Below are 395 nucleotides of genomic sequence, written 5' to 3'. Positions count from 1 at the left end.
GCGTGATCGCTGCCATCATTCACCGGGACGAAAAAACGCCGCACCTGTCGGCCTACGTGGTGCCAAAAGACCCCGATACAGGCCGCCTGAATTGCCGCCGGTTCCTCGGTGGTGCCAAGGCCCTGAACGAGATGCAGACCGACTTTGCGCGAGTTGTGGGACGCCCTGTCGGACTGGAACGCGGCATCGAAGGAAGCAAGGCCACCCACACCAAGCTGAAAACCTACTACGGGGCGCTAGAACGGGACGCACCCGAGCACAAAAACCTGACCCCTGCTGACCTAGAACCGCAGGTGCTCAAGAAGGGGATTTTTACCCGTGTTGTGGAAGACCCTGAGCAGGTGGCAAAACGCATCAGTCAGACCGTTCAGCAGCATTATGAACCTGCCGTTCAG

1 protein-coding gene is annotated in these 395 nt (G+C 59.0%); it reads left to right on the top strand.

The genetic code is table 11. The annotated features are described in order from the left end of the window. A partial coding sequence (locus KP705_RS18735) for a plasmid recombination protein (protein ID WP_215765394.1) occupies positions 1–395 on the top strand: 395 nt, incomplete at both ends.

This window comes from Gluconobacter sp. P1D12_c (assembly GCF_018812105.1).
GTDB classification, from domain to species: Bacteria; Pseudomonadota; Alphaproteobacteria; order Acetobacterales; family Acetobacteraceae; genus Gluconobacter; species Gluconobacter oxydans_A.
This window is presented reverse-complemented; position numbering and strand designations above follow the sequence as displayed.